The organism is Glycomyces sp. L485 (assembly GCF_022548875.1).
Lineage (GTDB): Bacteria > Actinomycetota > Actinomycetes > Mycobacteriales > Micromonosporaceae > Glycomyces.
This window is the reverse complement of sequence record NZ_JAKZEW010000002.1, coordinates 168,832-191,332: the sequence shown is the minus strand read 5'-3', so window position 1 is coordinate 191,332 and position 22,501 is coordinate 168,832. Positions and strand designations below refer to the sequence as shown.

Sequence of the window (22,501 nt, the reverse complement as noted above, 5' to 3'; positions counted from 1 at the left end):
AAGCTTATCGGAGAGAGCACGAATGGCCGAAAGTAGAGCGAGGCCGAGTAACGGCCCGCAGGCCCCGCACCCAGGCTCGAACTTCGACTCGCAGGTACCCCGGACGGGTTCGGGCTACGCCCCGACCGGGCCGGTGCCGAACGGAACGCCGCCGCTGGCCGAGGAGCCGGCGGCAAGCGCCAACAAGGGCGTGGCCCGCTCCAGCGTCCTCATGGGCGCCGGCTCGCTCGTCAGCCGCGTCACCGGTTTCGGCCGTACCGTCGTCATCAGCGCCGCGATCGGCGCCGGACTGCTCGGCAACTCGTACACGACCGCGCAGTACTTCCCGCAGATGATCTACGAGCTCGTCCTCGGCGGCGTGTTCGCCTCGATCATCCTGCCGCTGTTCGTCAAGGCTCACAAGAACGACTCCGACGGCGGCGACGCCTTCGCGCACCGCCTGCTCACGCTCGCGCTCCTCGTCCTCGGCGTCGCCGCGCTCGTCGTCACCCTCGCCGCCCCGCTCATCGCCAGGGCCATGGCCGAGCCCGTCCAGTACGACCTGGTCACGCAGCTGTCGTATCTGATGTTGCCGGCGCTGATGTTCTACGGCCTTTTCGCGGTCCTGTCGGGGGTGCTCAACTCCCGCGAACGCTTCGGCGCGCCGATGTGGGTGCCGATCATCAACAACCTCGTCGTCATCGCCGTCGGCGCGGCCTTCTACTTCGTCTACACGCGCGAGGCCGTCCCCGACGGCGAGGGACGCCTGTTCATCGAGGGCGACCAGATCTCGACCGGGATGCTGCTGCTCCTCGGCGGAGGCACGACTGCGGGCGTCGTCATCCAGGTCGCGTGCCTGTGGCCGGCGCTGCGGGCCGCCGGGTTCCGCTGGCGGCTGCGGTTCGACTTCCGAGCCCTGCCGCTGCGCGACATCCGCCGGATGGGCTCCTGGACGCTGTTGTTCGTCGCCGCCAACCAGGTCGCGGTCATGGCCGTCATCAAGATCGCCAACGCCGCCGTGGGGGACGCCGACCAGACCGACGTGTTCGTGCCCGGCACCACCGTCTACAACAACGCCTACCTCATGATGATGATGGCGCACGGCATCGTCGCGGTCTCGGTGATCACCGCGATCATGCCTCGCATGACGCGCGCCGCCGACGACAAGCGCTGGCCCGATCTCACCGACCATCTGTCCGGCGGCATCCGAATGGCCTCGTTCCTGCTGGTGCCGATCGCCGCGGCCTTCATCGCGCTGAACGAGCCGTTCGCGCGCGCGATCTTCCAGTGGGGCGCCTACAAGCCTGAAGAGGCCTACGCCACAGGCATCGCCTTGGCCGTGGTCGGGATCATCCTGCTGCCGTTCTCGATCAGCCAGCTGCAGATCTACGCGTTCTTCGCGCAGACGGACACGAAGGCCGTGGCGTTGTTCAACCTGCCGGTCATCGCGATCCGCATCGGCTGCTACCTGCTGGCGTTCACCCTGCTCCCGTTGGAGTGGGTGGTGGTCGGCCTCTTCGCCGCGAACGGCGTCTCCTACCTGGTCAGTCTGCTGCTGTCGATGTCGCTACTGCGCAAGCGGGTCGGGTTGCTCGGTATGAGAAGGGTCGCGCTGGGCCTACTGCGCACCGCCGCCGCCGCCGTCATCGCCGGCGGCGCGGCCTACCTCGGCTGGCTCGCCTGGCCCGACGTCTCCGGCGACGGGGCCGCGGCCAAGGCCGGGCAGCTCGGGGCCGCTGCGGTGCTGGGTACGGGCCTGGTGGCCGTCTACATCGCCGCGTGCCTGGTATTGCGGGTCCCCGAAGTAGCGTCGTTGAAGACAACGGTGCGCGCAAAGCTGCGACGATGAGGCAAGTACCATCCATACGTGTGCCGGCCCCCGGCTGGACACGACCCCTCGCCGGGTCGCTTTTAGAGGGGAGGACCCCGCATCATGAGTTCTGTCGAAGTGCCGTCCGTGGGTGACCTGCTCGCGGAAAGGTATCGGCTCGAAGAGCACGTCGGAGGCGCTGACGGCCACCGCCAGCTGTGGCGTGGCGTCGATGTGCTCCTGCACCGCAGCGTCGCCGTGGTGCTGCGCTCCCCCGGCGGCGACGACGCCGCCCCCACGATGACCGCAGCCGTCGCCGCCTCCCGCGCGCACGTCGACTCGATGGTCGACGTCTACGACGCGGTCGACGAGGGCCGGTTCGCCTACGTCGTCCGCGAATGGGTCAACGGCTCGTCGCTGCGGCACGTGCTCCAGCGGCAGCCGCTCCAGCCGACGCACGCGCTCGAACTGGTCGCCTCCGTCGCCGACGCGGTCGCCGCCCTCCACGAGGGCGGCGTCACCCATGGCGAGCTGCACCCCGGCTCAGTGCTGCTGTCCGAGGACGACCGCGTCATGGTCACCGAGCCGCGCAACGAGCCCGGGCACACGCCCGTCGGCGACGTCCGCGCCCTCGGCGCCACCCTCTACGCCTGCCTGACCGGCACCTGGCCGCGCGTCGTCCCCACCGAGGACACCGGCCTTCCGGATGCCGCGACCGACGAATGGGGGCGGCCGCTCGATGCGAGCGCCGTCACCACCGGCGTCCCCGCATCGCTGAGCCGCCTCACCGGCGATCTGCTCGACGCCGCCGAGGCCCCGCCGTCGGCCGCCGAACTCGCCGTAGAGCTGCGCGAACTCGCCGAGACCGGCGGCCACCACGTCGACGACGCGAAGGCCCCCTCGAAGCGGGGACCGCTCGAAGTCATGGGCGCCGGCGCCTCGGTCAAGCCCGAAGTGCCCCCCGCCGGGATGAAGCGCCTCGCGATCATCGCCGCGGCCTGCGCAGCGGTCATCTTCACCGGCGTCGTCACCAGTGCGCTGGTGTGGGGCGGCGGCGAGGACGGGCCCGATTCGACGAGCGAGGACTCGCTCGGTCTCACCGGCGACGACGTCGTCACCGAGGACTCGGAGAGCCCCGCGGACGAGGAGACCGAGGTCGCCGCCCCCACCGAGGCCGATCTCGGATCCGGTGACGTGCGCGTCATCGACCCCGGCGGCGACCGCACCGAACTCGAAGGCGTCGACGCCGTCGTCGACGGCAACGCCTCCACCGGCTGGTCGACCGACACGTACAACGCCCCGGAGTTCGGCAACATCTCGGGCAAGGACGGCATGGGCATCCTCGTCGACCTCGGCGAGGAGATGGAGGTCGCGTCCGTGCGCGTCCAGATGACCAGCGCGGGCGGCACGATCGGCCTGCTGGGCGGCGCCGAAGACCCCGGCGACAGTTCCGAAGGCGACCAGTCGATCGCCGAGAACTACTCGGTCCTGGCCGAACCGGTCGAGGACACAGACACGAACATCGAGCTCCAAGGACGCGGCGAGGCCACACGCTACGTCGTGGTGTGGGTGACGAAGCTGCCGCCGTCGTCAGGCGGATATAAGATCACGATCAGCGATATCAACGTCTTCGTCCGGTAGGAGCCATGCCCGCCGCCCCACGCCCGCCCGAACGCGGTTCGCCCTCGCCTGAGCCGAGCAGCGATCCCTCCGACGCCGAACTGCTGTCCCGCCACGCCGCAGGCGATCGGGACGCCTTCGGCGAGCTGTTCAGGCGCCACCGCGGGCGGCTTTGGGCCGTCGCCGTGCGCACCCTGGCGAACCCCGAGGACGCCGCCGAAGCGCTGCAGGACGCCATGGTCAAGGCCTACCAGGCCGCCGGTTCCTTCCGCGGGAACTCGGCGGTCACCACCTGGCTGCACCGCATCGTCGTCAACGCCTGCCTCGACCGGATCCGCGCCGCGGGGCGGCGCCCCACGGTTCCGCTGCCCGAGCAGGAGCCGCGCGCCGCCTCCGGAGCCGACCCCGAGGCGTCGGCGCTGAAGGTCAGCGTCCACCGCGCCCTGGCCGAGCTGCCGTTCGACCAGCGGGCCGTCCTCGTCTACATCGACATGCTCGGCTACCCCGTCGACGACGTCGCCGCGATCCTCAAGATCCGGCCGGGCACCGTCAAGTCCCGTGCCTCCAGAGGCCGCAGGCGCCTGGCCGCGATCCTCCCCGAGTTCGACCCGGCGGGCGCCGGTCCGCAGGCTGCACCGCGGGGCGGGAACCCGCCGACCCAGCCGGTCGTCGAACCAGGTACACCCAGTGAGCACAGACCGGTTCGAGAGGAGGGAGGCCGCTGATGAGCGGACGGCGCGAAGACGAGACCGATGCCGCCAGGCTGCTGCGGAGCGCATCTGCCGGGTACGGCGACCTCCCCGTGGACGTCGCCGACCGGCTCGACCGGGTGCTCGATCAGCTCCCCACCGCCGACACCCTCCACGCAGGCGAGGAGTCCGGCGCCGAGCGCTGGACGGACCGGCTGCGGCCCAAGCGGGTCCGGTATGCCATCGTGAGCGCCGCCGCGGCCCTGCTCGTCACGGTCGGCGGCGTGGCCCTCGCCGTCCAGGTGGTCACGGGCGCCGGCGGCGGCAGTGACGAGGCGGGCGCGCTCGCCGATCACAGCAGCGCCGGAGAGTCGGGCCTGGATGAAGGGCGCGCCGACGACGACGCCGACGCCGGCCCCGAGGCCGAGGAGTTCGACGCCGAAGAGGAGACGCAGGCTGAGAGCCCCGACGACTTCGAGGCGACCAGCGACGTCGAGACCTTCGCCAGCGGCACCGATTACAGCGCGAACACGGACCTCCTCGCCGCCTTGCGCCGGCTCGGCGAGGACACCACCGACGCGACCGTCCCCGAGGAGCTCGCCGAGCTCGCCGAAGGCGGTGAGCTGTGGCTGAACTGCCAGGAGGCCATCGCCCGGTACTACGACGGCCTGGTCGTCGCCGCCGACTTCGCCCGCTTCAGCACCGAGCCCGCAGTCGTGGCGCTCCTCGTGTCCGATTCGGGCGAGATCGCCGTCGCCGTCACGCCTCGGTGCGCCGAAGGGGTCATCGAGCAGCTCTTCACCCAGCAGTGAGCACCGCGCGAGGAACGTGAGACTGCACACGTTGGACGATTTCGCCTGTCACACGCGCGCCGCAGGCCTGTCCTGAGGAATTTCCTGTCAATAGGATGGCGTTGAAGCTGTCAGCCTCAAGGTCCGAGCACGATCCCCGGCATCGATCCAGACGCCTGCTCGTGGAAGGCCGCGAGAAACCGCCGAAACACCGCTGAGGAGCATATTCCGGTGAGCGAAATACGCAATGTCATCATCATCGGCTCGGGCCCGGCCGGCTACACCGCCGCGCTTTACACCGCCCGCGCCAACATGCGCCCACTGGTCTTCGAGGGCTCCCAGTTCGGCGGCGCGCTCATGCAGACCACCGAGGTCGAGAACTACCCCGGCTTCCCCGACGGCATCATGGGCCCGGACCTCATGGACAACTGGCGCAAGCAGGCCGAGCGCTTCGGCGCCGAACTCGTCGCCGACGACGTCACCAAGGTCGAGCTCACCGGCGACGTCAAGAAGGTGTGGGTCGGCGACCAGGAGTACCAGGCGCGCGCGGTCATCCTCGCCACCGGCTCGGCGTTCCGCCCCCTGAACGTCCCCGGCGAGACCGAGCTCATGGGCCGCGGCGTCTCCGCCTGCGCCACCTGCGACGGCTTCTTCTTCCGCGACCAGCACATCGCCGTCGTCGGCGGCGGCGACTCGGCCATGGAGGAGGCCACGTTCCTCACCAAGTTCGCTTCCAAGGTGTCGATCCTGCACCGCCGCAAGGAGTTCCGCGCCTCCCAGATCATGGCCGACCGGGCATTGGCGAACCCGAAGATCGAGGTCGAGTGGAACACCGTGGTCGAGGAGATCATCGGTGAGGGCGGCAAGGTCTCCGGCGTCGAAGTCGCCGACACCGAGACCGGCGAGCGGCGCGTCCTGCCCGTCACCGGCCTGTTCATCGCGATCGGCCACGACCCGCGCTCGGAGCTGGTCAAGGGCCAGGTCGACCTCGACGAGACCGGCTACGTCCGGGTCGCCTCGCCGAGCACCAGGACGAACCTCGAGGGCGTCTTCGCCTGCGGCGATCTCGTCGACCACACCTACCAGCAGGCCGTGACCGCCGCCGGCACCGGCTGCGCCGCCGCCCTCGACGCGGAGCGCTTCATCTCCAGCCTCGCCGACTAGAACTCACGAGCTCTGAACCCGAACAACAGGAGGATGCCCATGGGCGCCATCAAAGCAGTCAACGACACCGACTTCCAGTCCGAGGTGCTCGAGTCCGACAAGCCGGTCCTGGTCGACTTCTGGGCCGAATGGTGCGGGCCGTGCAAGAAGGTCGCCCCGGTGCTCGAAGAGATCGCCACCGAGTCCGACGCGATCGAGATTCGCAAGCTGGACATCGACGCGAACCCGGAGATCACCCGGAAGTTCCAGGTGATGAGCGTGCCGACCATGATCCTGTTCAAGGACGGTCAGCCCGCCGACCAGCTCATCGGCGCTCAGCCCAAGGCCGCCATCAAGCGGTTCCTGGCAAAGTAGGTACGAGCAGGGCACGAGGCGGGACCGCAGGTCTCGCCTCGTTTCACGTCCCCGGCCGCGGAACGCCCGGCCGGTCCGACCGCGGACGAACGATGCTCGGCTCCTCGAAGCCGGACCCGCTGAAGAACTGCTCAAGTTCGAAGTCGTCGAGTTCGAACCACTCGAGCGACTCCGGCAGCTCCAACTCGTCCGTGGCCTGCTCGGGCCGGTCGATCGACGGGCGCGTCTCCAACCGCAGCCGCGGATAGCGCGGATCCGAGCGCACCGTCTTGAACCCCACCGAACGGTAGAAGTCCGCCGGGACCAGGCATGCGTCGGACTCGCCTCGGGCGTCCCCGAACGCCTCGATCGCGAAGATCCCGCGGCGCGCCACGTCCGCCGCCACCGTCTGCACCAGTTGGCGGCCCAGGCCCGTGCCCGAATAGGCCGGCTTCACCAGCGCCGTCATCACCAGCACCGCGTCCGGCGACACCGGACCCGACGGGAACTCCATCGACCTCGGCACGAACTTCGGTGACGCGTACGTGATGTAACCCGCGACACGATCGCCTTCGTAGGCGACCCGGCCGCAGCCGCCCCACTCCAGCAGCGTTCGCGACAGCCACGCCTCCTTCTCCAGCTCGGCGTCGCCCTCGCCCGCGCAAAGCGGCGACAGCTCCCAGAACACACAGGAGCGGCAGCGCCGCGGAAGGGCGTCCAAGGAGTCGAGCGTGAGGTTGACCATGCGCCTATGCACCCCACCAGGTTACGACGGACGGGAGTTCACATGATGGAAAACACGCACGTGGCAGACACCGTGGGCCAGTAGAGTTGCCCGATCGGTGCGGGGTTCCCGTAGGCTGGTCATCAGCGCTTCGCACGCCACTGCGCGTCCGAAACGCGATCCGAACACTGATTTCCGTGCGCACAACAGACAGAAGGCCCGCGGGCGACGTCCACGGGCTATGAAGGCCCTTGAAGGAGGTCTCCGCGTGTCCGGTACAACACTCGACGATTACACCGGTCGGTACGCATCCCGGGTTCACGGGATGGCACAGTCGGAGATCCGCGCACTCTTCTCGGTCGCAAACCGCCCTGAAGTCGTCTCCCTCGCCGGAGGCAACCCCTACACCGCCGCGCTTCCCATGGGCGAACTCGGCGAGATGTTCACCCGGCTTCTCGATCAGAACGGCGCCCAGGCGCTCGGCTACTGCCCCGGCCAGGGCAGCACCGCGCTGCGCGAAGCCCTGTGCGGCGTCATGGACCTCTCCGGAGTACGCGCCTCGGCCGACGACCTCGTCCTCACCAACGGCGCGCAGCAGGGCCTCGACCTGCTCGCCCGCACCTTCCTCGACCCCGGCGACATCGTCCTCGCCGAAGGCCCGACCTACGTCGGCGCACTCGGCGTCTTCCAGGCCGCGCAGGCCGACGTCCGGCACTTGCCGATGGACGACGACGGGCTCGTCCCCGAAGGCCTCGAACACGCGCTGGTCGAACTGCAACGCGAAGGACGCCGCGCGAAGTTCCTCTACACCGTCCCCAGCTACCAGAACCCGACCGGAGTCACGCTCACCGAGGACCGCAGGGAGGCGATCCTGGCGATCGCCGAGCGGCACGGCCTGCTCATCATCGAGGACGACCCGTACAGCATGATCTCGTTCGACGAGGCGCCCCCGGCGTCGCTGCGGGCGCGCGCCGACCGCGGCGTCATCTACCTCGGCACCGTCTCCAAGATCTTCGCCGCGGGCCTCAGGCTCGGCTGGGTGCTGGCTCCGCCGGCCGTGCGCGACAAGCTGCTTCTCGCCGTCGAGGCGTCGATCCTGTGCCCCTCGGCGCTCATCCAGGAGGCCACGCTGCGGTTCTTCACCGAGATGGAATGGCGCCAGCAGGTCAAGGTCTTCACCACCCTCTACCGCGACCGGCGCGACGCGCTGCTCACCGCGCTGGGCGACTACATGCCCGAAGGCATGAGCTGGACGCGGCCCGGCGGCGGGCTGTTCGTGTGGGCCACTCTCCCCGAAGGACTCGATTCGAAGGCGATGCTCCCCCGCGCCCTGCAGGAACGCGTCGCCTACGTCCCGGGCACCGGCTTCTACGCCGATGGCAACGGCCGCAGGCAGATGCGCCTGAACTTCTCCACCCAGTCGTCCGACTCGATCCGCGAAGGCGTCCGGCGCCTCGCGGGCGTCGTCGCCGGCGACATCGAACTGCGAGACACCTTCGCAGGAGGGACCGTATGAAGGACAGCGCAGCCGCCTCGGACCTCCGCGTGCTGATCCTCGCCGGAGGCATGTCCTACGAGCACGAGATCTCCCTCAAGTCCGGCCGACGCGCCTCCGCGGCGCTCCAGAGGCAGGGCATGGTCTGCGAGATCCGCGACCTCGACAGCGACCTGCTCCCCGCGCTCCAAGAATTCCCGCCTGACGTCGTGCTGCCGCTGGTACACGGCTCTCCCGGCGAGGACGGCTCGCTGCGCGGGGTGCTCGAACTGTCCGACATCCCGTACGTCGGCACCGACTCCGTCGGCGCCCGGCGCGCGTGGAACAAGTCGACCGCGAAGGACCTGATGCGCTCGGTCGGTCTCCCCACGCCCGACTGGACGACGATGCCGCGCCAGGCATTCTCGGACTTCGGCGCGCGCACGCTCCTGGACCGGATCGCGACCAAGATGGGCCTGCCGCTGGTCGTCAAGCCCAACTCGGGAGGCTCCGGACTCGGCGTGCACGCGGTCCACAAGGAGGACGACTTCCCGTCCGCGATGATGGGCTGCTTCTCCTACAGCGACGACGCGCTCGTCGAATCCTTCGCCGAAGGCCGCGACATCGCCGTCGGCGTCGTCGATCTCGGCGACGGCCCGACGGCGCTGCCACCGGTTGAGATCACGCCGCTGCACGGCGACTACGACTACGCGGCCCGGTACAACCCGGGCGCGACCCGCTGGACGGTCCCGGCCGACATCGACGAGGACGTGGCGGCGCGCCTCGCCGAGATCGCGGTGAAGGTCCACCAGACCCTCGGTCTGCGCGACATGTCGCGGATCGACCTCATGGTGGACGACGCCGGCGGCATGCAGGTCCTCGAAGCGAACGTGGCACCGGGCATGACCGAGACATCACTGCTGCCGATGGCGATCGAGGCGGCGGGACTGGACTTCGGCGAGACTCTGGCGAAGATGGTGCGACTGGCACTGGCCCGGGCTTGATCCGGCACGACTCAGGTCGAGATGTTTCACGTGAAACATCTCGACCTTTTCAATCGTCGGCGAGCCAGGCGGCGATGTACTCGAGGTTCATGCGCCACTCGTGTTCTTCGACGGGCGGCAGGATCTCGTCCCACATGGTCATGAACGGCCCCCGCAGCTGAAGGTAGCCGTGGGGGCGCGCGAGGAACCACTGCTGCAAATGCGCAGTCCCGTCGCCCCAGCGGTTCACATGGACCTGGGCGACCGACTCGAGGTTCCGAATAGCGCGTTCGAGCCGCACAGTGAGCACACCGAGCTCGGCGGCGTGCATCGTAGAGAGGTCTCCGAGGTCGAGGTGTGCGCGCGGCTCCAGGATCACCACGACGGGCAGGCCGCTCGGCGCGGGCGGGCTCTTGAGTCGCCAACGCTCATTGCTCCACAGGTACGCGGAGTCCGGTGTATGGCAGGCGGAGCACTGCTCCTGGCGATCACCGCGCCTGGGTGGTTCGGCGCTGACAGGTTCCTGGAGGGGCTTGAGACGCATCTCTCCCTCGAACGGGAAGGCCGGCCAGGCGACGAAGGCGGGCAGATCGGATCGGGCGCCGCTCGCGCGCTGGTTTCCCTGCTGCGAGTTCGGTGTCGAATGATTTGACTGGGGGATTTGACCGGGGGTACTCGCTGATGCCACACCCGAAAGGTACCGCATGGGCGCGAGCCTGGAAAGCACCGGAATCGACCTCTTGGTGCAGCTTGCGAAGTCCTGACTATCACGAACTTCGATACGTGACCTATGCGTCGGGTTTGAATGGTGCAAATCATGGTCAGAGGAGCCGATTGGTGTCCGATAGTGACGTGCGCCCATATGGCGGGACGGGGGTGTCGGCGGGCCGAGGACTTAGGGCAAGCTGGTAGGCGTGCAAGCAACAGTGACTGATAGTTCCACGCCAGAGTTGTCGCCGGCCAACGGCGACGACATCTCGGTTCTGGTGGATCCGCCGGTCACCGCCGCGCTCGTCGATGAACTCAGCCACCTCTGGGTACAGGTCACGAACGCCGGCGGTTCCGTCGGGTTCGTCCCGCCGGTGAACATCGAAGAGGTTCGCCCTCACACCGTTTCCATTCTCGCGCGAGTGATCGACCAGACTGACACGCTGGTCGCTCTAAAGGAAGGAGCCGCCATTGTCGCTTGGTGTGTTCTCACATCAAACGACAGCCCGCCGAGGCAGGGATGGCGCACCATCCGCCACGTACAGGTCGACCCGGAGCGTCAGGGCAGCGGCCTTGGCGGCAAGCTCCTGAGTGCGGTCGATCGAGTGGCACGCGAGGAATTGAAATTGGAGGCGCTCAGCCTCAAGGTCCGCTCGGGGACCGGTGCCGATGCCTTCTACAGGCGGCACGGGTTCACCGAGGTCGGCCGTCTCCCGCGCGCTGTGCGCGTGGCCGACGACGATTACCGCGACGACATCATCATGTGGCGCGAACTGAACTAGCCGAGAACCGGATAGGCGAACCCGCAGCGGCGGGAACCGAATAGACCGATGAGAAGCCGGGGCCGATGTTTCACGTGAAACATCGGCCCCGGCGCTTTGTCCTCGACTCCCGGGTCCTCCGCCCGGTACGACCATCCGCCTGATCGAGACTCGTCCAAGATCGCGCCGAACCGACTCCGCATCTTCGCCGGGCATCCCAATGCATCCGAGCCCACGGCCGCTCTCACCTGATTCAGTGACACCGTGAACGGGCGAGTTGTCGCCCCTCCTGATTAGACTTAATACAAGGGGTCCCTTAGGGGCGACATTTCACTAAATTTCCGGTTTCATGTTCGGCGGCCGACCCGGATGATCGCCTCGGTTACTCGACGCCGATCTGCTCGACGATCCGGTCCAGATCCGCCAGTGAACCGAATTCGATGACGATCTTGCCTTTCTTGCGCCCCCACGTGACGCCGACCTTCGTCTCGAAATGATCGGAGAGACGGTCCTTCAGTTCGTCCAGCCCAGGTGCCTTGATCCGGTCTTTACTGGAAGCCCGAGCGGCGGCGCTCTTCGGCTCGTCGAGTTCCGGCGTCTCCTCCAGGCGGCATGCGGTCACAAGCTCCTCGGTGCTGCGCACCGACAGCCCTTCGCTGATGATCCGCTCGGCGATGTGCTCCTGTGTGTCATTGCTGTCAAGGCCGAGCAGCGCACGCGCATGACCCGCCGTCAGCACGCCGGCCGCCACCTTCGTCTGCACGGTCGGCGGCAAGCTCAGCAGACGGATCATATTGGAGATCTGCGGGCGGCTCCGGCCGATCCGCTTCGCGAGCTCCTCCTGTGTCACATTGAACTCTTCGAGGAGCTGCTGATAGGCCGCTCCCTCTTCAAGCGGATTCAGCTCCACGCGGTGAATGTTCTCCAGCAGCGCCTCGCGCAGGAGCTCGTCGTCAGAGGTCCGCCGGATGATCGCCGGAACGCTCTCCCAGCCGAGTGCGGTGGCGGCGCGGAGCCGGCGCTCGCCCATGACGAGTTCGAACTTGGATCCGTCGTCTGCGCCACCGAACGACTCGTCCTCCGCCCTCTCGCGGACCGCGATCGGCTGAAGCATGCCGACCTCGGTCAGCGAGGTCTGGAGTTCGACAAGATGCTCCTCGTCGAAGACCTGCCGCGGCTGCTTCGGGTTCATCGAGATCTCGTCGATCCGGATCAGCTGGAAGCTGGCCCCGGGGACCGGCACCAAGTCGGGAACCGTCGGCTCGGGCGCCGATGTTTCACGTGAAACATCAGCTCCCTCCACCGGTGGTGTTTCACGTGAAACATCGCGGGTGCTCGGGACATCCTGTCGTGGCGCCCCGTTCGATTTCGGAGCGGGCTCTTCGTCGACCTCATCGACTTCGGTGGTCGTGGTCTCGGCCAGTCCGGTCGGGATCAGTGCCCCGAGCCCGCGACCGAGCCCCCCACGTTTCGCCGCTGCCATCGACTAGTTCCTGCCCTTCTCATTCTTCTGAACTGATCGCCGCGAACTCAGCTTCGCGCCCCTGTGGGCGATCTCTTCGGCTGCTTCGAAATAGCTCGTCGCGCCCCGCGAGCCGGGATCGTACGTCATGATCGATTGGCCGTATCCGGGAGCCTCCGAGACTCGGACGCTTCGCGGCACTACCGAGTCGAGCACGATCTCGCTGAAGTGACCGCGCACCTCTTTCTCGACCTGATCGGCGAGCTTGGTGCGCTTGTCGTACATCGTCAGCAATATCGTCGAGACGCGCAGCCGCGAGTTCAGGTGAGCCTTGACGAGTTCGATGTTCCTCAGCAGCTGCCCCAGTCCCTCGAGCGCGTAGTACTCGCACTGGATCGGAATGAGCACTTCCTCAGCCGCGACAAGCGCGTTGACGGTCAGCAGGCCGAGCGACGGCGGACAGTCGATGAGGATGTAGTCGACTTCACCGCCATAGGCCGCGATGATCTTTTCCAGCCGCGCCTCGCGGGCGACGACGTTCACCAGCTCGACCTCGGCGCCTGCGAGGTCGATGGTCGCCGGGATGCAGTGGAGCGATGGAATTCCATCGACACGCTGTTCGATCTCTTCAAGCGGCATGGCGTCGACGAGCGCCTCGTACACGCTCGGCGTGCCGGCGCCGTGCTCGACACCGAGGCCGGTGGAGGCATTGCCTTGCGGGTCCAGGTCGATGACCATGACCCGGTTGCCGTGCAGGGCGAGCGCGACCGCGAGATTCACGGCGCTGGTGGTCTTGCCGACGCCGCCTTTCTGGTTCGCCACGGCGATCACGCGACGGCGCGGCGGCCGGGGCATGGTGACTTCGCCGGCCGGGTTCAGAACTCGAACGGCACGCTGCGCCTCTCGAGCGAGCGGCAGATCGTCCTCGAGCGGGTTGGACTGCTGCGGGATCTCGTCGCTGCGCTCCTCCACCAGCGGCATCGAATCACCTGAGGCATCGGCGATGCTGTCATAGCTGTTCGACTTCGAAGTCGTCTCGGTGTCGTGAGATTGTGAAGCTTTCGAGTCATTGCCCGGCTTGAGCCCAGCGCCGTCGGCCGTGGCCTCCGGCGCGGTGTGACGTCCGGACTTGCCTCGCTGCGATGTGGATCTGCGCATCCCGTCCCGTTCCCCGCTGTCGTTCGACAGATCGTTTTGACTGCGGAAGACCGGGTCCGTGGTTCCGGCCGTCTGGCCGGTCTTCCTAGGGACCGATTCTGGCCCAGCGGAACCGTAGCGCTGTGCTTCGCCACCCGGCGACTGTGAAGTTTCTCGATAGCGGCGTCGACGGGGAGTAGGTTCATCCTCGCTCACAGCGGCATCGAGAAGGTTCTTGATGCGGCGTTCAGCAGGGGTATCGCCGCCGAGAGAGCTCTGGTGTTCACGATCTTCTGAGGGAAGGGGGTCGCGCACATTCACCGCCACAGATTACGGGCCGAATGTTTCACGTGAAACATCGACCCCGTTCTTGAAGAAGCTTACGAGCCATACATTAGCCCAACAGAGTGAATCCTGCCGCGTTCGAAGAGTCGCCAACGCGGGCGACGATACTGAACGCCCTGCGCGGCAACACAATAGACGAGGACTTTACCTCTGCTGAGAGATCGAATACTCCAGGCTGGAAGTGACAGTGGATATCTCCCGACTTGTCCCTTCAGGGGACCCGTCGGGCTCCGGGCGTGCCTGCCGTGTGTGGCTTCACGGTCCGGGGCCGTCGCCGATCAGCTCGCCTTCTTCAGCGGGCCCTTTCGACCCTCACTACCGTAGTGGGCACGCCGAACACCGGATCGACCAACTTCTCCCGGCCGCACAGCCTCACTTCGGCTTTCCCGCCGCCTGCTCGCTTGAGATGCTTGGCATCGCGCTCGATCTCCTCCGCCGCGCTCTGTCCCTTGATCGCCAGCATCGCTCCGCCGACTCTCGCCAGCGGCAGGCACCAACGCGCCAGCTTCCCCAACGGCGCAACGGCCCGCGACACCACCGCGTCGGCCCGCCCTCTCGGCGCGACCTCATCGGCTCGGGCTCTCAGCACCTCTACGTTCGGTATGCCCAGCGTCCCGATGACTTCCTGAAGGAAGTCCACCCTCCGCTGCATCGGCTCGACGAGCGTCACCCACAGGTCCGGCCTCGCCAGCGCCAGCGGGATCCCCGGCAGGCCCGCCCCCGAGCCAACGTCGATCACGTCCGAGTCGCGGCCGATCAACTCGCCGACAACCGCGCTGTTGAGCACGTGGCGACCCCACAGCCGCGGCACTTCCCGCGGGCCGATAAGACCGCGCTCGATTCCCGCGGTCCGCAGCAGGCCCACATAGTCCTGTGCCTGTTGGATTCGCTCATCATCGTCCCCGAACACAGAGGCCAATGTTTCACGTGAAACATTGGCCTCGACGTCTTCGGAGCTCTCAGGCTCCTGGGTCATCAGTTCCTGCTACTCGGGCTTCACCACGACCCGGCGGCGCGGCTCGGCGCCTTCGGATTCGCTCTGCACGCCCGCCGTGGAGTTGATGACATCGTGGACGCACTTCCGCTCGAAGGCGCTCATCGGGTCGAGCTTGACGACCTCGCCGCCGTCGATGACCTTCTTCGCGGTCTTCTCGGCCAACTCGGCCAGCTTCTTGCGACGGCCCGCGCGGTAGCTGCCGATGTCCAGCATCAGCCGCGAGTGGTCACCGGTCTTGCGGTACACCGCAAGACGGCACAGCTCCTGCAATGCCTCCAGGGTCTGGCCCTTCGGGCCCACCAGGCCGCCGAGGTCCTCTCCCACGATCTCCACCTGCGGGCGGTCGCCGACCACCAGCTCGTCGATGTCGCCATCGAGGTCGAGGATGTCCAGCAGGCCTTCCATGTAGTCGGCCGCCACTTCACTCTGCTCGAACAGTTCGTCTTCGGAGGCCACCTCGTCCTCCCGCACCGTTGCTCCCATAATCGCTAACTATGTCCTATCGCTAGTTACAAGCCTAGTTTGCCCCATTGCGGCTAGCACTCGGTCGCTTACGCGGCCTGCGAGCCGCCCCCCTTGCCTTTTTTCTTCTTGCCGGCCTGCTGCGCGCCGCTGACCTTCTTGGCCCGGGCGATGCGCTCGGCCCGCGAGAGGTTCTTGCCCGAGCCGGGACCGCCCTGCTTGGCCTTGTCGGTCGGGTTCGAGCCGTCGTCCTTGTTCTGCGGAGCCTTCGGCTGCGGCGCCTTGGTCTGCTTCGGCTTCTGTCCCGGCTTGGGAGCCAGGGACTTCCTGCGTTCCTCGGCTTCGCGCTGGTCTTCGAGCATCTTCTCGTGAGCCTTCGAGCCGGGCTTCGGCGGCTTGTTCGCGGAGTTCTGCGCCGGTGGCGGGTACTTGTGCAGCACGTACTGCTGCTGCCCGAGCGAGAAGAGGTTGTTGATGGTCCAGTAGATGACCACGCCGATCGGGAAGATCGCGCCGGAGAAGATCATGATCACCGGGATGCCGTACAGCATCACCTTCTGGATCATGCGCTGGTTGGCGTCCTCGGACCAGCCGGTCTTGAGGATCATCTGGCGGGTGGTCAGGTAGGTCGTCAGGATCATGGCCGCGACGAGGATGCCCGCGACGATCTTGACGGTGACTTCGGAGGCGCCGACCTCCGCCAGGTCGGAGGCGGGCGTGCCGAAGGTACTCCAGAAGGGGGCGCCGAGCAGGCTCGCGTCGACGTAGGAGTTCCAATCGGAGCCCGGCCCGTCGTTGTAGCCCGTCCAGCCGTACAGGGTGGTGTTGAGCGTCTGGTGCGGGTCGGGGCGCCGCAGCACCCAGAACAGGCCCAGGAACACCGGCATCTGGAGCAGGATGGGAAGGCAGCCCATGAGCGGGTTGGCCTTCTCCTTGCGGTACAGCTCCATCATCTCGCGTTGGAGCGTCTCGCGGTCGCCCTTGTAGCGCTCCTGCAGCGCCTTGATCTCTGGCGCCAGCTTCTGCATCGCCCGCTGCGAGCGGATCTGCTTGACGAACAGGGGGAACAAGATGACCCGGATGGTGATGACCACGCCGACGATCGCGAGTACCCAGGCCCAGTCGGTCGCGAGGGCGTGTGCCCCGTTGAACACGCTGCTCCACAGGTCATGCCATCGCAGCAGCAGCCATGACACACCGATGTAGAACCAGTTCAAGTTCACTGGCGGACTCCAGTCGTCTCAATTCCAACAGTTGGCTCGGGTACGGCTCGCGGGGCATTCCGGTGAAGCTCGTGAGCCGTGTCTGAGCTTCCCCGCCGAGGGGGCACGGGGTCGTAGCCGCCCGGATGGAAGGGGTGACACCGTCCCAGTCGCCGCAAGCTCAACCATATGCCACGGACCAGTCCGTGTCGGGACAGCGCCTCGAGGGTATATGCACTGCAACTGGGGTAGAAGCGGCACCGGTCGGGTAGCGCCGGGCTTACCCACCGACGGTACGCGACAATCGGCAGACTCACCACTCGGGTGGCGGCGGCCGAGACCCGGCCGCTCATGGCCGATCCGTCTTCCGGGGCCTGCGGCTCTTGCCGCTGCGGGCGGCTTCGACGGCCTGGGCGAGGTCGCGGCTCAGCGCGGCGAAGTCGCGCTCGGCGGCTCTCGGTGTGGCCCGCACGACCACGTCGACGCCGTCGGGCCAGGAGCGCATCTGCTCGGCCGCGGCGTGGCGCAGCCGGCGCTTGACGGTATTGCGGACGACGGCGTTGCCGACGGCCTTGGATACGACAAAACCCGCCCGCGCCGCTTGGTGTTCGGCATCGGACGGTGTCGTGCTCGGTGTGGCCTGCGGATCGGGGGCCGGTGCCCAGTGGACCACCACGCCGCCGCGGGCCGCTCTGCTGCCCCGCTTCAGCGCGGAGCTGAAGTCACGGCTGCGGCGAATGCGTGCGTCGACTGGAAGCACCTGGATCACGTCCGTCCACGGCGAAGCCTGCGGGCCGTCTCCCGGCCCGGCGGCAAGCGCTCCGGGGTCGTTGAGCGCTCGACCGATCAGACGGTCAGCCTCTTGCGGCCCTTGTTGCGACGAGCGTTGACGATGGCGCGCCCGGCACGGGTGCGCATGCGCAGCCGGAAGCCGTGGGTGCGCTTGCGACGGCGGTTGTTCGGCTGGTAGGTGCGCTTGCTCACGTCGGATTTCTCCCATTACGAATCAAATGACTGCTGCGGACCGCGTATTACGGGACGCAGAAGTCAGCCTAGCAGGGCTTTCGTGTGCCGCTCCTGCCGCGGACAGCGGGTGTGGCATGTCCCTCCGGTCAGAGGGCAACTCGCTCATGTTACTCGCCGACGCGCGGGCGCGGCCACCGGTGGTCCGACTGTGACCGTACCGTTGCGCGGGCGGCGCCGAGGGAGGCGACGCGCGCCGTGACCTGCCTGTGGATAACTTCCCCCGATCGGTGGACGGTTTCAGTGTCCCCGCAAGACGATCACCGGACACTGAAAACAGAATCGCAGGTCATGACCGTTGCTTGTGAGGCAATGTCAGGAGAGGCGTATATACACAGGGCAGCTGAGAGCCTGTGGATAACCTGTGGAAAACTGCTTAGACGCGCTTTGGGCGAATGCCTGGTTCGGCGTGGATCGACCGGTCCGCGGGGCGAGGCGATGCGGGCCGCTGGAGTACAGCAGTCTAGCCCATCGCGTCGACGCTCGCGGAGACGTACATGAGCATGGGACGTTGACGCTCGCGTCGACGTCAATGAGTTTGGTGAAGGATGGCGAAGTTGACCGACCAAGATCTGGCGGCAGTCTGGTCGGCGGTGACCGCCGAGCTGACTGAGGCGTCGGTGCTGACCCGCCAGCAACAGGCGTGGATGCGGCTGACGCAGCCGGTGGTGGCGGTGAGCGGCACGTTCATCATCGCCGCCCCCAACAAGTTCGCCCGCGCGGCCTTCGAGTCGAAGCTGCGCGACCCGATCAGCGATTCGCTGTCGCGACGCCTGGGGCAGCCGACGCAGATCGCCGTGACCATGCAGGACAACGCCGCCGACGGCCCCGCCGAGCCTGCCCCGGCCCCGGCGCGTCCGGCCGAGGCGGACGACACGCTGATCTTCGAGATGCCGAAGATCGACCCGGTCCAACAGCCCCCGGGCCCCGTCCCCCACCAGGCTGCCCCGCCGAACCCGCCGAGCCTGTTCGACACCGACGCGTTCCGGGCCGGCGAGCGCCGCTCGAACGCCCGGGCGGCCGAAGCCGAGTACGAGGCGCAGGTCCACGACCAGCGTGCCGAAGCCGAGTACCCGGGCATCCCCCAGCAGCAGCCGCACAACGAGCCGTCCGAGGACGAGCGGTCGCAGCGGCCCGCCGAGTCGGGGACGTCCTCCCCGCCGATCGCCCCGCCGCCCTCCGACGACCCCGACCCCGAGCGGCGCGGCGGCGTCTCCAAGACCACGAAGGCCGCCCCGACGCCGAAGGCCGTCGACGGCGTCGGGCGGCTCAACCCCCGCTACAACTTCGACACGTTCGTGATCGGCTCGTCGAACAGGTTCGCCCACGCGGCCGCGTTCGCCGTGGCCGAGGCGCCGGCGAAGGCGTACAACCCGCTGTTCATCTACGGCGGCTCCGGGCTGGGCAAGACGCACCTGCTGCACGCGGTCGGGCACTACGCCCACGATCTCGGCACGGCCGCCTCCGTGCGGTACGTCACGACCGAGGAGTTCACGAACGACTTCATCAACTCGCTGTCGGACCGGCGTCAGCAGGCCTTCCAGCGCCGCTACCGGGACGTCGACATCCTCTTGATCGACGACATCCAGTTCCTCATGGACCGCGAGCGCACGCAGGAGGAGTTCTTCCACACCTTCAACGCGCTCCACAACGCCAACAAGCAGCTGGTGATCTCCTCGGACCGCTCGCCGAAGCAGCTCCAGACTCTGGAGGACCGCCTGCGGACCCGCTTCGAGTGGGGCCTGCTGGCCGACATCCAGCCGCCGGACCTGGAGACTCGGATCGCGATCCTGCGCAAGAAGGCCGTCCAGGACGACCTGAAGGTGCCCACCGACGCGGTCGAGTTCATCGCCTCGCAGATACACCACTCCATCCGCGAGCTGGAGGGCGCGCTCATCCGCGTCACCGCGTACGCGAGCCTCAACCGCAAGCCCGTGGACCTGGGGCTGGCCGAGGAGGTCCTGCACGACTTCATCCCCGAGGGCGGGCAGAATCCCGAGGTCACGGTCGACCAGATCATGCACGCCACCTCCGACTACTTCGGTGTCGCCACCGCCGATCTCAAGGGCAACTCGCGTTCGCGGGTGCTCGTCAACGCCCGCCAGGTCGCGATGTACCTGTGCCGGGAGCTGACCGACATGTCGCTGCCGCGGATCGGGCAGGCGTTCGGCGGCAGGGACCACACCACGGTCATGCATGCGAACAAGAAGATCCGCAAGCAGATGGCCGAGCGGCGGGCGCTGTACAACCAGATCGCCGAATTGACCAATCGTCTGAAACACACAGACGAATGAACCACCTGTGGACAACTCTGTGGAAAAGCTGTGGATAAACCGGGATTACTGTGGAAAGCCTGTGGACGGCGTGTGGAAAACAGTCGGAGGCGCGAATTCGCTTCGCGTTTTCCCTGTGCACAAGCCTGTGGAGAACCTGTGGAAAAGCTGTGGATACAGCTGTGGACGAGATGTGGAAAACTACCCGAGTCTCGGACGCTGTGGATAAACTGCCGATTCATCCACAGGTTCTCCACAGTCCGTCCACAACCCGAAATCGATGTCTAGCAGGGAAAAGACACGTTTTCCACAGTTTCCACAGCACCGACTACTACGACGACAGTTATATCTATAGAGAAACCATTAGTAATAGCGCTGTGAACAACCAGGCATCAGCCAGATGAGGAGCAACCTCGCCATGAAGTTCCAAGTTGATCGGGACACCTTCGCCGATGCGGTCTCGTGGACCGCCAAGAGCCTTCCGGCCCGACCGTCCGTCCCCGTGCTGGCCGGCGCCCGCCTGTCAGTCGACGAGGGCACCTTGACCATCTCCGGTTTCGACTATGAGATCTCCACCCGCGTCACCGTCGATGTCACCGGCGAATCCGCGGGCACCGCGCTGGTCTCTGGCAAGCTGCTGGCCGAGATCGTCAAAGCCCTGCCGAACAAGCCGGTGAACTTCACCGTCGACGGCCCGCACGCGGAGCTCACCTGCGGCTCGGCGCGTTTCACCCTGCCGACCATGCCGCTGGAGGACTACCCGAGCCTGCCGCAGATGCCCGAGGCCATCGGCACCATCGACGCCGACGAGTTCGCCAAGGCCGTCGCCCAGACCGCCATCGCCGCCGGCAAGGACGAGACCCTCCCGACGATGACCGGCGTCCAGATCGAGATGACCGGCGGCGGCATCGGCCTGCTCGCCACCGACCGCTACCGCATGGCCATCCGCGACTCCGCCTGGGAGCCCGGCGAATCCGATGTCGACGTCACCGTCCTCGTCCCCGCCAAGGCCCTCGCCGACACCGCCCGCACCTTCGGATCTTCCTCCGGCCCGGTCACTATCGCCGTGCCCTCCGGCACCGAGGGCGCTCCCGGCATGGTCGGCTTCATCGCCGGCGGCCGCCAGACCACCTCGCGGGTCCTCGACGGCCAGCTGCCGCCGCTGCGGAGCCTTCTGGCCACCGCCTACGCCACCGTGCTGCGCGTCAAGACCTCGGACCTGATCGAGGTCGCCCGCCGCGTCGCGCTCGTCGGCGACCGCAACTCGCCGATCCGGCTGTCCTTCGACGAGGACGGGCTCGTCGTCGAGGCCGGCGGCGCCGAGGACGCCAAGGCCTCCGAGGCCATGGACTGCACCTTCGAGGGCGAACCCGGCAAGATCGCGTTCAACCCGACCTACCTGCTCGACGGGCTCTCGGTCGTCGACTCGCCGATCACCGCGTTCAAGATGAACGAGCTCGGCAGGCCGGTCGTGATGACCGGGGAGGCCGCGCCCGAAGCTGAGGAGTCCGACACAAACTACGACGGCTACCTCTACATGCTGCAACCATTGCGTTGGGACGCCTGACAGGCGCTCTGCCGACCCATGGTTCGCATGGCGGCGTGCGTACCTCGGCGCGAACATCGCTCGAGCATGTGGAAGGGGGCGCGACATGCAACTCGGCATGATCGGGCTCGGCAAGATGGGCGGCAACATGAAGCTGCGGCTCCAACAGACCGGACACGAGGTCGTCGGATACGACCGCGACCCGGACAAGGCCGACGTCGGCTCGCTGTCCGAACTCGTCGACGCGCTTGACGCCCCCAGGGCGGTCTGGGTCATGGTCCCGGCCGGTGAGGCCACCCGCTCCACCGTCGCCGAGCTCGCCGGCCTGCTCTCCGAGGGCGACCTCGTCGTCGACGGCGGCAACTCCCGGTTCTCCGACGACGCCGAGCATGCCGCGACGCTCGCCGAACGCGGGATCGGCTACGTCGACGTCGGCGTCTCCGGCGGAGTATGGGGCTTCACCGAGGGCTACGCGCTCATGGTCGGCGGAGCCAAGGCCGACGTCGAACGGCTCATGCCGATCTTCAACGAGCTCAAACCCGAAGGCGAGCACGGCTTCGTCCACGCCGGCGGGGTCGGCGCCGGGCACTACGCAAAGATGGTTCACAACGGCATCGAGTACGCCATGATGGAGGCCTACGCCGAGGGCTACGAGCTCATGGAGGCCTCCGACCAAGTCGAGAACGTGGCCGAGGTCATCAAGTCCTGGCGCTCGGGCACCGTCATCCGCTCCTGGCTGCTCGACCTGCTCGACCGCGCGCTCGACGAGGACCCCGAACTGGCCGAGATCCGCGGCTGGGTCGAGGACTCCGGCGAGGGCCGATGGACGGTCGAGGAGGCCATCCGCCTGCGCGTGCCGCTTCCGGCGATCTCCGATTCGCTGTACGCCCGATTCGCCTCCCGCCAGGACGACTCCCCCGCCATGAAGGCCGTCGCCGCCCTGCGCAATCAATTCGGCGGGCACGCCGTGAGGCCGGAATAGCGGCGGGCGCGGGCCGCGAAGCGGTCGCGGCATCCG

General features: G+C 67.4%; 22 protein-coding genes. 12 read left to right on the top strand and 10 right to left on the bottom strand.

Features of this window, described 5'->3' with window-relative positions; all coding sequences use genetic code 11:
- Window positions 1-22: 22 nt before the first annotated feature.
- The 6 genes from murJ (at window position 23) to trxA (ending at window position 6,407) form a co-directional block, all read left to right on the top strand.
- A complete protein-coding gene (murJ, locus tag L0U85_RS02270; protein ID WP_241376019.1) occupies window positions 23-1,828 on the top strand; it encodes a murein biosynthesis integral membrane protein MurJ in 1,806 nt (601 codons plus the stop codon).
- An 84-nt stretch (window positions 1,829-1,912) separates the two neighbouring features.
- Window positions 1,913-3,430: a protein kinase family protein gene (locus L0U85_RS02265; protein ID WP_241376017.1), complete on the top strand. Its 1,518-nt coding sequence runs from the start codon at window positions 1,913-1,915 to the stop codon at window positions 3,428-3,430.
- 5 nt (window positions 3,431-3,435) lie between these two features.
- A complete protein-coding gene (gene sigM / locus L0U85_RS02260) occupies window positions 3,436-4,134 on the top strand; it encodes an RNA polymerase sigma factor SigM (protein ID WP_241376015.1) in 699 nt (232 codons plus the stop codon).
- On the top strand, window positions 4,134-4,910 hold the full coding sequence (locus tag L0U85_RS02255; RefSeq protein WP_241376014.1) for a hypothetical protein: 777 nt from the start codon (window positions 4,134-4,136) through the stop codon (window positions 4,908-4,910). Before sigM ends, L0U85_RS02255 begins: the two co-directional genes overlap by 1 nt.
- Window positions 4,911-5,120: 210 nt before the next feature.
- Window positions 5,121-6,053, top strand: a complete 933-nt coding sequence (gene trxB, locus L0U85_RS02250) for a thioredoxin-disulfide reductase (RefSeq protein WP_241376013.1) — start codon at window positions 5,121-5,123, stop codon at window positions 6,051-6,053.
- A 39-nt stretch (window positions 6,054-6,092) separates the two neighbouring features.
- Window positions 6,093-6,407 carry a thioredoxin gene (gene trxA, locus L0U85_RS02245; RefSeq protein ID WP_241376012.1) on the top strand — a complete coding sequence of 105 codons (315 nt, stop codon included), beginning with the start codon at window positions 6,093-6,095 and terminating at the stop codon, window positions 6,405-6,407.
- A gap of 43 nt (window positions 6,408-6,450) precedes the next feature.
- Here the strand turns inward: trxA and L0U85_RS02240 are convergent, their stop codons facing one another.
- Window positions 6,451-7,143, bottom strand: coding sequence for a GNAT family N-acetyltransferase (locus L0U85_RS02240; protein ID WP_241376011.1), 693 nt, complete (start codon window positions 7,141-7,143; stop codon window positions 6,451-6,453).
- A 235-nt stretch (window positions 7,144-7,378) separates the two neighbouring features.
- On the opposite strand from L0U85_RS02240, the gene L0U85_RS02235 reads away from it, so the two are divergent.
- Window positions 7,379-8,626: a PLP-dependent aminotransferase family protein gene (locus L0U85_RS02235; protein WP_347177326.1), complete on the top strand. Its 1,248-nt coding sequence runs from the start codon at window positions 7,379-7,381 to the stop codon at window positions 8,624-8,626.
- Window positions 8,623-9,588: a D-alanine--D-alanine ligase gene (locus L0U85_RS02230; protein ID WP_241376009.1), complete on the top strand. Its 966-nt coding sequence runs from the start codon at window positions 8,623-8,625 to the stop codon at window positions 9,586-9,588. The genes L0U85_RS02235 and L0U85_RS02230 overlap by 4 nt, the downstream gene beginning before the upstream one ends.
- A 49-nt stretch (window positions 9,589-9,637) precedes the next feature.
- Here the strand turns inward: L0U85_RS02230 and L0U85_RS02225 are convergent, their stop codons facing one another.
- Complete coding sequence (locus L0U85_RS02225) at window positions 9,638-10,111, bottom strand: hypothetical protein (RefSeq protein WP_241376008.1); 474 nt, start codon at window positions 10,109-10,111, stop codon at window positions 9,638-9,640.
- A gap of 370 nt (window positions 10,112-10,481) precedes the next feature.
- Between L0U85_RS02225 and L0U85_RS02220 the strand changes: the two genes are divergently transcribed.
- Window positions 10,482-11,057 carry a GNAT family N-acetyltransferase gene (locus L0U85_RS02220; protein WP_241376006.1) on the top strand — a complete coding sequence of 192 codons (576 nt, stop codon included), beginning with the start codon at window positions 10,482-10,484 and terminating at the stop codon, window positions 11,055-11,057.
- Window positions 11,058-11,418: 361 nt separating this feature from the next.
- Here the strand turns inward: L0U85_RS02220 and L0U85_RS02215 are convergent, their stop codons facing one another.
- From L0U85_RS02215 to rpmH, 8 genes are all read right to left on the bottom strand, one after another.
- On the bottom strand, window positions 11,419-12,519 hold the full coding sequence (locus L0U85_RS02215) for a ParB/RepB/Spo0J family partition protein (protein WP_241376005.1): 1,101 nt from the start codon (window positions 12,517-12,519) through the stop codon (window positions 11,419-11,421).
- Between the two features lie 3 nt (window positions 12,520-12,522).
- On the bottom strand, window positions 12,523-13,956 hold the full coding sequence (locus tag L0U85_RS21040; RefSeq protein ID WP_347177325.1) for a ParA family protein: 1,434 nt from the start codon (window positions 13,954-13,956) through the stop codon (window positions 12,523-12,525).
- Window positions 13,957-14,272: 316 nt separating this feature from the next.
- Window positions 14,273-14,956: a 16S rRNA (guanine(527)-N(7))-methyltransferase RsmG gene (gene rsmG / locus L0U85_RS02205; RefSeq protein ID WP_241376002.1), complete on the bottom strand. Its 684-nt coding sequence runs from the start codon at window positions 14,954-14,956 to the stop codon at window positions 14,273-14,275.
- A gap of 9 nt (window positions 14,957-14,965) precedes the next feature.
- On the bottom strand, window positions 14,966-15,460 hold the full coding sequence (locus L0U85_RS02200; RefSeq protein WP_241376001.1) for a R3H domain-containing nucleic acid-binding protein: 495 nt from the start codon (window positions 15,458-15,460) through the stop codon (window positions 14,966-14,968).
- 68 nt (window positions 15,461-15,528) lie between these two features.
- Window positions 15,529-16,662: a membrane protein insertase YidC gene (gene yidC / locus L0U85_RS02195; protein ID WP_241375999.1), complete on the bottom strand. Its 1,134-nt coding sequence runs from the start codon at window positions 16,660-16,662 to the stop codon at window positions 15,529-15,531.
- Window positions 16,659-16,994, bottom strand: a complete 336-nt coding sequence (gene yidD / locus L0U85_RS02190; RefSeq protein WP_241375997.1) for a membrane protein insertion efficiency factor YidD — start codon at window positions 16,992-16,994, stop codon at window positions 16,659-16,661. The genes yidC and yidD overlap by 4 nt, the downstream gene beginning before the upstream one ends.
- Window positions 16,991-17,401, bottom strand: a complete 411-nt coding sequence (rnpA, locus tag L0U85_RS02185) for a ribonuclease P protein component (protein WP_241375995.1) — start codon at window positions 17,399-17,401, stop codon at window positions 16,991-16,993. The genes yidD and rnpA overlap by 4 nt, the downstream gene beginning before the upstream one ends.
- Window positions 17,402-17,487: 86 nt before the next feature.
- Window positions 17,488-17,625: a 50S ribosomal protein L34 gene (gene rpmH / locus L0U85_RS02180; protein WP_241375993.1), complete on the bottom strand. Its 138-nt coding sequence runs from the start codon at window positions 17,623-17,625 to the stop codon at window positions 17,488-17,490.
- 587 nt (window positions 17,626-18,212) lie between these two features.
- Here rpmH and dnaA point away from each other — a divergent pair.
- The 3 genes from dnaA to gnd all read left to right on the top strand — a co-directional run bounded on the left by dnaA (window position 18,213) and on the right by gnd (window position 22,465).
- Window positions 18,213-19,958, top strand: coding sequence for a chromosomal replication initiator protein DnaA (gene dnaA / locus L0U85_RS02175; protein ID WP_241375991.1), 1,746 nt, complete (start codon window positions 18,213-18,215; stop codon window positions 19,956-19,958).
- Window positions 19,959-20,355: 397 nt separating this feature from the next.
- Window positions 20,356-21,504, top strand: a complete 1,149-nt coding sequence (gene dnaN / locus L0U85_RS02170; protein WP_241375989.1) for a DNA polymerase III subunit beta — start codon at window positions 20,356-20,358, stop codon at window positions 21,502-21,504.
- 85 nt (window positions 21,505-21,589) lie between these two features.
- The gene (gnd, locus tag L0U85_RS02165; RefSeq protein WP_241375986.1) at window positions 21,590-22,465 is read left to right on the top strand and encodes a phosphogluconate dehydrogenase (NAD(+)-dependent, decarboxylating); all 876 of its coding nucleotides are present in this window, start codon (window positions 21,590-21,592) and stop codon (window positions 22,463-22,465) included.
- Window positions 22,466-22,501: the final 36 nt, after the last annotated feature.

Excerpts from the sequence above, each read along its gene's own strand:
- gnd (WP_241375986.1), top strand. The coding sequence starts at position 21,590 with ATGCAACTCGGCATGATCGGGCTCGGCAAGATGGGCGGCAACATGAAG.
- L0U85_RS02255 (WP_241376014.1), top strand. The coding sequence starts at position 4,134 with ATGAGCGGACGGCGCGAAGACGAGACCGATGCCGCCAGGCTGCTGCGG.
- murJ (WP_241376019.1), top strand. The coding sequence starts at position 23 with ATGGCCGAAAGTAGAGCGAGGCCGAGTAACGGCCCGCAGGCCCCGCAC.
- L0U85_RS02230 (WP_241376009.1), top strand. The coding sequence starts at position 8,623 with ATGAAGGACAGCGCAGCCGCCTCGGACCTCCGCGTGCTGATCCTCGCC.
- L0U85_RS02225 (WP_241376008.1), bottom strand. The coding sequence starts at position 10,111 with ATGCGTCTCAAGCCCCTCCAGGAACCTGTCAGCGCCGAACCACCCAGG.
- L0U85_RS02200 (WP_241376001.1), bottom strand. The coding sequence starts at position 15,460 with ATGGGAGCAACGGTGCGGGAGGACGAGGTGGCCTCCGAAGACGAACTG.
- sigM (WP_241376015.1), top strand. The coding sequence starts at position 3,436 with ATGCCCGCCGCCCCACGCCCGCCCGAACGCGGTTCGCCCTCGCCTGAG.
- rsmG (WP_241376002.1), bottom strand. The coding sequence starts at position 14,956 with ATGACCCAGGAGCCTGAGAGCTCCGAAGACGTCGAGGCCAATGTTTCA.
- L0U85_RS02215 (WP_241376005.1), bottom strand. The coding sequence starts at position 12,519 with ATGGCAGCGGCGAAACGTGGGGGGCTCGGTCGCGGGCTCGGGGCACTG.
- dnaA (WP_241375991.1), top strand. The coding sequence starts at position 18,213 with ATGGCGAAGTTGACCGACCAAGATCTGGCGGCAGTCTGGTCGGCGGTG.
- L0U85_RS02265 (WP_241376017.1), top strand. The coding sequence starts at position 1,913 with ATGAGTTCTGTCGAAGTGCCGTCCGTGGGTGACCTGCTCGCGGAAAGG.
- trxA (WP_241376012.1), top strand. The coding sequence starts at position 6,093 with ATGGGCGCCATCAAAGCAGTCAACGACACCGACTTCCAGTCCGAGGTG.
- dnaN (WP_241375989.1), top strand. The coding sequence starts at position 20,356 with ATGAAGTTCCAAGTTGATCGGGACACCTTCGCCGATGCGGTCTCGTGG.
- yidD (WP_241375997.1), bottom strand. The coding sequence starts at position 16,994 with ATGAGCGGCCGGGTCTCGGCCGCCGCCACCCGAGTGGTGAGTCTGCCG.